This window comes from Mesorhizobium sp. M4A.F.Ca.ET.050.02.1.1 (assembly GCF_003997725.1).
GTDB lineage: Bacteria > Pseudomonadota > Alphaproteobacteria > Rhizobiales > Rhizobiaceae > Mesorhizobium.
Genome location: NZ_RZSG01000249.1, coordinates 1 through 7,669 on the forward strand (window position 1 = coordinate 1; position 7,669 = coordinate 7,669).

General features: G+C 61.3%; 9 protein-coding genes and 1 pseudogene. 2 read left to right on the forward strand and 8 right to left on the reverse strand.

The genetic code is table 11. The features are described from left to right. From EOA33_RS17550 to EOA33_RS17585, 8 genes are all read right to left on the reverse strand, one after another. The coding region (locus tag EOA33_RS17550; protein ID WP_145989177.1) for a type IV secretion system protein at positions 1–835 on the reverse strand (835 nt) is incomplete at its 3' end. Next, positions 832–1,020, reverse strand: a complete 189-nt coding sequence (locus EOA33_RS17555) for a hypothetical protein (RefSeq protein ID WP_127406174.1) — start codon at positions 1,018–1,020, stop codon at positions 832–834. The genes EOA33_RS17555 and EOA33_RS17550, both read right to left, overlap by 4 nt. Before the next feature lie 24 nt (positions 1,021–1,044). Continuing rightward, positions 1,045–1,779, reverse strand: a complete 735-nt coding sequence (locus EOA33_RS17560; protein WP_127406175.1) for a type IV secretion system protein — start codon at positions 1,777–1,779, stop codon at positions 1,045–1,047. A 9-nt stretch (positions 1,780–1,788) separates the two neighbouring features. Then, positions 1,789–2,949 carry a lytic transglycosylase domain-containing protein gene (locus tag EOA33_RS17565; protein WP_127406176.1) on the reverse strand — a complete coding sequence of 387 codons (1,161 nt, stop codon included), beginning with the start codon at positions 2,947–2,949 and terminating at the stop codon, positions 1,789–1,791. Continuing rightward, the gene (locus EOA33_RS17570) at positions 2,933–5,335 is read right to left on the reverse strand and encodes a VirB4 family type IV secretion system protein (RefSeq protein WP_127406177.1); all 2,403 of its coding nucleotides are present in this window, start codon (positions 5,333–5,335) and stop codon (positions 2,933–2,935) included. The genes EOA33_RS17565 and EOA33_RS17570 overlap by 17 nt, the downstream gene beginning before the upstream one ends. After that, positions 5,332–5,625 (reverse strand): VirB3 family type IV secretion system protein, encoded by a 294-nt coding sequence (locus tag EOA33_RS17575; protein WP_066991233.1) that lies wholly within the window; start codon positions 5,623–5,625, stop codon positions 5,332–5,334. Before EOA33_RS17575 ends, EOA33_RS17570 begins: the two co-directional genes overlap by 4 nt. Before the next feature lie 3 nt (positions 5,626–5,628). Continuing rightward, positions 5,629–5,943, reverse strand: coding sequence for a TrbC/VirB2 family protein (locus tag EOA33_RS17580; RefSeq protein ID WP_066991230.1), 315 nt, complete (start codon positions 5,941–5,943; stop codon positions 5,629–5,631). Positions 5,944–5,960: 17 nt separating this feature from the next. Further along, on the reverse strand, positions 5,961–6,638 hold the full coding sequence (locus EOA33_RS17585) for a lytic transglycosylase domain-containing protein (RefSeq protein WP_127406178.1): 678 nt from the start codon (positions 6,636–6,638) through the stop codon (positions 5,961–5,963). A gap of 88 nt (positions 6,639–6,726) precedes the next feature. Between EOA33_RS17585 and EOA33_RS17590 the strand changes: the two genes are divergently transcribed. Next, positions 6,727–7,347: a hypothetical protein gene (locus EOA33_RS17590; RefSeq protein WP_127406179.1), complete on the forward strand. Its 621-nt coding sequence runs from the start codon at positions 6,727–6,729 to the stop codon at positions 7,345–7,347. 37 nt (positions 7,348–7,384) lie between these two features. Continuing rightward, positions 7,385–7,669: pseudogene (locus EOA33_RS17595) on the forward strand (thermonuclease family protein); the annotation flags it as partial.

Below are 7,669 nucleotides of genomic sequence, written 5' to 3' on the forward strand. Positions count from 1 at the left end.
TTAGATCGCCGCCACCGTTCAGGATGGAGGCGATCGCCGGGATCTGCATCAGCACATAGATGCCGATGATCGTGACCAGGACCAGTGGCAGGACCATCGACATCTTGTTGTCGACGCTGGCGCCTCCCGAGGTGGCAGTGTTCAAGGCCAGATTGACCAGCGAAAAATAAAAGCCCAGGAAGCCGTAGATGAGGATTTGCTGGATGATCAGATAGGTGGTGAGCGAAATGAAGCCCTCGCTCATCCGGCTTGACCACCGGAAGAGCCAAAGGACAATCCAGACCGGCGCCAACGCCAAAGTGATGAACAGCATGATCTTGGCCGCGATGATTGCTGCTATGGCAAGCGCCGAAAAGATGATGGCGGCCAAAAGCACAATCGTGGAAAGCAGCGCGCCGAATATGTCGTAGAAGGTGCCGCTGTAGACCTGATTGGCCACATCCTGGGCGCCGCGGTAGAGATTGTCGATGAGCGCCGGGATCGCATCTTGATCCGAGAGCTGGTTGCCGGTGGCTCGCGACACGGCCCCGACGATGATCTTGCCGATTTCGCTCGGCACGGCCTGCACGAGCCTATAGATCGTCTCGGAGAACGTGCCCCAACCATTCAGCAGCAGATAGATGACCACCGCACGACCGAGGCGGTACACCGACTCGATCGGAGAAATCGTCTCGCGGCCGCTGAGGATGGAGTACCCCCACCAGATGATGTAGACGGTGAGCATGAGCGCGTAGACATTCCCCAGCGCGTAGCCGAGCTGCATGTAAACGCTGGAGACAAAGCCCCTTCCGACGTCATCGATGCCGCCCAGAATGCTTGTCGCCAGCCCGTTCATCCAGCCTCGACAACACGATCGAAGGGCGGCGCGTTGACCGGCTTCAGGGGTCCGCAGCTCGTATCGCCGGCATAGGCAAGCGGCGCGCAGGGCGCCTTGAGCTCGCGACCTGGCCCGGCGCAGCCGCCCAGCATGACACTCGCCACCGCGGCGACCACGCCGCCCCGCCGCCCCCAAGCTGGCATCCGTTTCGCTCGCACGGTCAACGATCAGTTCCCGCTGGTGCCAAAATTCTGGAACGGATTGACTTGCGCCGGCGTCATCAGCTTTTGCACCTGGCTTTGCCGCAACAGCCGGGTCTTCATTTCCTCGTTAAGCGCGGCGACGGCTCCGTTCTGGACCCCGATGAGCTCGTTGACCGCACGCGCGTTCTCGAGCTGCATGCGCGTGTTTTGATCGACCGAGCCTTTCACGTCATCGGACTGTCCGATCTGGCCGCTGGCCGACTGCAACGACTGTTCCCGTTGCGCGACCCCTTGTGAGGCCTGCGAGGTGAGGGCGCTCAAGAGCGATGCGACGTTGACGCTGCCGTTATAGGCTGTGTTGACGGCGCTGCTGCCATTGCCGGTGATCTGCTGGAGCTGCTTGACCAGTTGCAGGCCGTTGATGACCGCTCCGGCGATCTTCTGGATTTCCGGCGACAGCCCGCCGAAAGAGAGGGCGCCGCCATTGAGGATCGAGCCGAAGCTCGGCGCTTGCGCAATAGACATGTTGCCGCCCAGGCCCATTTGGCCGATGCCGAGAGAGCCGTTGCGGCTGCCGGTCAGGGCTTGCAGGATCTGATTGCTCTTCTCAAGGATGTCCTTGTTGGAGCCCATGATCGAATTGGTATTGTCGGCGTTCTGGCGGGCAATGTCCAAATTCGCATTGTCGATGACGGCGATCTGCGCATGAGCGGCGCTCGACAGAAGTGCCGCCCCTGCTGCGATAGCGATTTTTCTCACATCAGCCTCCTATTCCTGGATTGCTTCGATTGCGCGCGCCGCGCCGCTTGGATCTACGTTGATCTGCACCGACTGCGCGTTCCCCGAACCGCTCTCGGCGCTCCGGCTCGCACAGGGTAGCCATTGGCTTCGATCAATCCGCAGGCGTTCAAGCTCGGCCGGGTCGCATGAAAAAGGATTTGGGGATCCACCTTGCGGCGCGGCAATGATCCGCGCGGTCTGCGAGGCTCCGACGTTGTTCAACGAAAGAAACTGACCGAGCAGGGCGGTGAAGTCCGAGGCCTGACCGATATATTGGCCGGTCACGTCGGCATTGAGACTTCGAGCGGACGAGTTGAGCTCCCAGGCGTCCTTGTATTCGCCAACCTGTCCGACCCCGCCGGCGAGCGCGGCGATCTGCGAGGAATTGGCAGTCATCCGTGCGGAGCTGGTGTCGAGGTTGGCCGCGGCTTTGGAGACGGAATCGAGGGCCCCATTCTGAGCAGCGCCGCCCGGTCCGCTCGAGGTCACGATGCTGATCGCCGGCGGGGACGCCGCCGGCGCCTCTCCGCTGGAGACGTAATTGTCAAAATAGCCGTGCCATCGGCCGACGCCCGAGGCCCACCCAGCCTGTTCGGCGGCGTTCGAGCCGTTATAGAAACTCGCCAGGCAACTGTAGTTGCTGGCGCCGCATTGTGCGACGCCTTTGCCGAGATATTTGACCCCGCCCTCGATGTTTTGCTCGTTGATGTCGCGATCGAAGCCGAGCTGCCTGCCCGTTCCCTTCGTCAGTTGCATCACGCCCTTGACGCCGGTGTGCGAGCCGGCACAGCTGTCCAAGCGCGATTCCTGGTAGGCGACCGACAGCGCTAGGCCCTCCGGAACGCCATATTTTTGCGCATAGTAGCGGATGAGCCTTGCGTTTTCCGCGTCGCGGCTCAGCGCCTCGCCTGGGGGGCGGCTGAACATTTGCGACCTGTATTTGTTCGTATAGGTGCAAACGAGGCTCTTTTTCTTCTCCTTCTCGTCCGATTTGGAATCGTGCGATTTTGCGCTGTGCTGCTCGTCTTGCGCGCGCTGATCCAGATTGGAATTGTCGATGACCGCGATTTGCGCCAGCGCCGGGGCAACCGCCATCTGCCCCGGCATAATCGCGGCCGCGGCGATCACGCTGCTAAGCCGCTTCTTCATGCTCGCTTTCCCATCCACAAAGGTAGGGCAGCCACGCTTCCGGCTCTTGCCCGTAAGTCTCGCGCAGCCGTTCGCATTCCTTGATGCTGGTTTCGTTGGTCGACAGCACCTTGATGAGGTCGGGCATGGCCGACAGATCGAGCTTGGCCACGACGGAATCGCTGTCGTGCTTGACCAGGAATGTGCGCGTCTCCTTGGCGGTCCGGCGCACGAACTCGAACTCCTTCGCCGTCAGCGAGAAGCGCGCCATGTAGGAATCCTTGCTCGCCTTCGGATTGGGGAAAAAAATGTTGGTTTTCGTCTGCTCGATCAGCGAGGACGAGATCGACGAGTTGACCACATCCTCGGCCGTCTGGGTGCCAAAACCGACGACGCCGTTGCGCCGGCGGATCGTTTTCAGCGTCTCGTTGATGAAGGCGGCAAACACGTCGTCATCGAGCAGCTTCCAGCCTTCGTCGAGGAACATCAGAAGCGGCGTGCCGTCCATGATCTCTTCGAGCCGATGGAAGATGTAGAGCAGGGCGGCCGAGCGCAATTTTTTGTCGGCCAGGATCTTGGTCATGTCGAACCCAACCACCGGCTTCGAGAAATCGACGAGATCGACAGGGTTGTTGAAGAGCCAGCCCTTGTCGCCAGGGTTCAGCCACGGTTCAATGCGCGCCGCGAGGTCGTTCATTCCGGGCGTCAGCGAGCCGCGCAGCACCTCCGGCAGCAACTCGAACGCGCGCTGTTGGCGCGGGATCTTGTAGACCTTGTCGACGGCCGTGTTGATCACGCGCATTTCAGCCACGTCGAGCGAAGCGTCGTCAGGGGTGAGCAAGTAGCGCAGCAGCCCTTCGAGAAACGTGCGGTTTTCCGCCGTGTCCTCGAGCTGGAGCGGCGCAAAGCCGGTGGCCTGCATCGGCTCCATGACCTCGTAGCGGCCGCCGAGCGCGCGGATGAAGAGCTCGGCGCCGCGCATATAGTCGAAGTAGACGCATCGGGGTCGCGGCGAAATCCGCATCGCCTGGGCCATCAGGAACGACAGCACGACCGTCTTGCCCGAACCGGTCGGGCCGAAAACGGTGAAATGGCCGACGTCGTGAACGTGAAAGTTGAAATAATAGGCGGTCTGGCTGGTCGTCTCGAGGAGCGCGATCGGCCGCTTCCAGTGCAGTCCCTCACGCTGGCCCGAGGGAAAATTGTGACCCGAGAACAGCCCAGCAAAGTTCAGCGACGAGATCAGGGCGCGGCGCGCGATGTAGCTGAAATTGCCGGGCAGCTGTGCCCAAAACGCTAGTTCGGTGTTGAGCGTTTCCCGCACCGGCACGATCGACATGCGCGACAATTCGGCCGTGATGTCGGACAGGGAGCGGTTTAGCGCTTGGACGTCGGCAGCGAGCGCCATCACCGTCATGTGGTGCTGCCCGAAAACGACCTTGCCGCCGGCGAGCTTGTCGGCGCCGGCGTGCACGGAATCCTCGACCGTGGTCCCGGCCTCATCCGAACCGCTGACCTGGTTCGAGATCGTGTTGATGCGGCGCATGGCCGTCACGCGATCCTCAATCGCGAATGACTGCGTCAGGATGAATTCATGCGGGAGCCGCAACAGACCATCCAGCGAGCCAGGTGCGGTGAAGGGCGGGTATTCCTTGATCGACACCATGGCGCCGATCTTGCTCGCCTGCGCCCCCCTGATCTCCAGAGCGGATTTGCCGAAGAAGATTTGCCGGGTCGCACAGGCGCTCGCCAAGCTCATGCGCGGCAGCGGCATTTCGACATCAGCGCCGCCGGCAAGGATCTTGGCGATGAATTCGGCAGGTTCGGAAAACAGGCTGCCGCGCCGCGTCATCACGCCCAGGAGCCGCGCGCCATAGGCCGAAAAGTCCTTGGTGACGCTATTGAGGACATCGTGCAGTTCGGCGATCGCCTCTTCACGTGTCTCTTCGCCGGCCGTGCTGATGCGGAACGCATTGAGCGCCTTGTCGACCCAGCCGACCCGCCCGACCATCGGCCGGCGGATGAGCGTCAGGAACGCCTCGTTGACGAACAGATTCTTCGAGCCCAACTCGTCCATGTAGCGGGCATCGAGCTCCGCCACGAAAGGGTTGTCGAAATCCCCTTCGATCTCTGGTGTGACATGACGCCGGATGATGGTCGCATAGGCGGCGAAACGCGAGGTGGAAAGATTGCGGAATGTCGTGTTGCGATTGAACAGCCGGCTGTTGAGCTCTGCCTGGTCCATCGTCTGGAAGGGCAGGCCGCTGAGCTGAATGACGCCGAGGAGAAAGCCGCTTTTGGCGACCACCAAATTGTCGTCGACATGGCGCAAATAAGGGACATGCGCCTCGACAGGCTTTTCCCGTTTACGCGCTTTGGCGAATTTCAGGTCGGCGTTCACGCTCACGGCGAATAGCTCCTCGCGCCCCAAAAGCCCGAGTTTGCGACCGCGCCCCGCTTCGACAGCCGGCGTTCGACTATGTGGAAGATGTACGGGTCGCGCTGGCACAGATAGGCGCTGATCAAATGCGTCGCGCTGAACAGGCCGAGACCGAGCGTGAAGCTGCTGGTCGCGATGAATCCGATGACGGCAGCCATGCCGTTAAGCGCGAACACCTCGTAGCGCACGCCCCATTTCATCGGCGGGCGGGTCAGAGGCAGGCTGACCGGCTCGACATAGACCTCCTCGTCCTCCATCGGTCACGCGCCTCCAGCGGTCGACCGGATGGAATCGACCAGAGCTGCAGCGCCAAAGACCAGAGCGATGCCGATGATGATCGAAAGCGCCATCATCCAGACCAGCCTGCCGGTCATGGCAAGGAAGCCGAGAAAGCAAACCGCTATGATCCCGAAAGATCGGGCAATGCTACCCTGCAGCACACCGACGAACCATTCCAGCACGCCCTCGACCGGGGCAGCTGACTGCGCGTATGCGCTCGCCGGCGCCAGCGCCATGCCGATCGCCGCGGCGGCCACAAACTGCAGGGCGAACTTGCCCGCCTTTTTATAATCCATCCTCGTCTCACTCCTATTCAGTTGCCAAAATCCATGACGTGACCATCTTGCCAGGCGACGCCATCGACCGCGTCGGTCGCGGCTGCGCGATGATCGTCAACAGGGTTGGGAAGGGGAGCCTTGATCAGCTTGCCGAGCTTCCAGCGATTGAGCACCTTGACCACGTATTTCGTGGTCTCGTCGTTCACCGGGATGCCTTTGGCCTTGTAGACGTTCTGCTCGCCTGCATTGTAGGCCGCCAACATCAAAAGCGGATCATGGAACTCATCATAAAGCGCTTTCAGATAGCGGACGCCGGCACGGATATTGGCATTCGCGTCACACCTGTCAGTCACACCGAGACGGGACGCTGTCGCCGGCATGAGCTGCATGATGCCGAGCGCGCCCGCGCGGGACGGCCCTTGATTGCCGCCCATGTCGCTTTCCGCCCAGGCAACCGCTTCGGTCAGGTCCGGATCGAAGCCCTCTTCCTCAGCAATCTGGCGCACCAAGGCCGCGGCCCGCCCGCGTTCCGTCGGCGCACACCTGCCACCGATCGGCAAACCGTTCTCAGCGGCCGAACGGGTCGAAACCGCCGGGCGGGCAGGCAGAGCAAATGCCACCGCGATGCGCGTCGAACTCGTGTTGTCCGCATGGGCGCCTAATGGCGCCATGACGGCTGAGAGAGAAAGCGCAAGGGCGATCCGGTTTTTCATTGCGCCACCAAGGTTGACACTTTACTATGGGTACATGGTGCCAAAGTAAAGTGTCAATACGAGAAGCAGGATCGAGGCCAATTTTCCGATGAAGCAGTTCTTCTTCCTCGCGGCATTGTTGTTCCACAGCACCGTCGTAGGCGCCGCCGATCTGGGCACCAACGAGCCGCATCCGTTCGAGCAGCCCTCGACCGCGTATCTGCAGAAGTTCGCAAAGCCTGGCGAAAAGACCTTCGTCTACGAGCGCTACGACGCACGCGGAGGCCTTTTTCAACGCGAGGTGATACCGCTGGCAAAGCCGGTGGACATCAGGTCCGCCACTGAACGCGTCATCAACGGCGTCATCTACAGGCTGCGTGGGCTCGCGGCCTGCCCGAAACCCAATATCACCTACAAGGCTGAGAAATGGGATTGCACGAAGGCCGTGCGGGACTATGACGAGGCTGTCTATAACACCCGCGCCTCCGTCGTGTTGTGCAAGACGCTGGTCCTGAAAAGCCAATCCGGGGTGCCGGACGCGGTTTCGTGTTTTGCACTCGTCGGAGCTGGCAATACCAACGATCCCTATTCGGTCTCCTATGACGACGATTCCATGGTTTTCTTCGAGATGGCTGCGATCGGCCGCAACAAGGACGGCAAGTCCCTGCGGCCGGATCTCGAACATGCCTTAGATCTCGGCAAACAGTTCCAGACCGATGAAGCGAACTAGCCTCGCAGCGCTTATCTCACTCGCGACCGCCCACGCCGTGAGCGCCGCAGGCGTCGAGCCAAGAAGCGCGACAGCCGCTCCCTTCATGGTATCGAAAAGCGTCGAGCTGCTGACGGGAGATACGTGGCGCGACGATGGCAAGCTCTACCGGCTTTATGGCGTGCAATCATGCTTGCGGGGCACGATCGCCGCGGATGCCAATGGCAAGGAGCTCGATTGCGGCAACGTCTCGCTCGCGCACCTGGCCGCCTTGTTTTCGACGGCGGCCGTGACCTGCCAGCCGATCGCCTTGGCGCTCGACAAAGCCACGTTTGTGGTATGT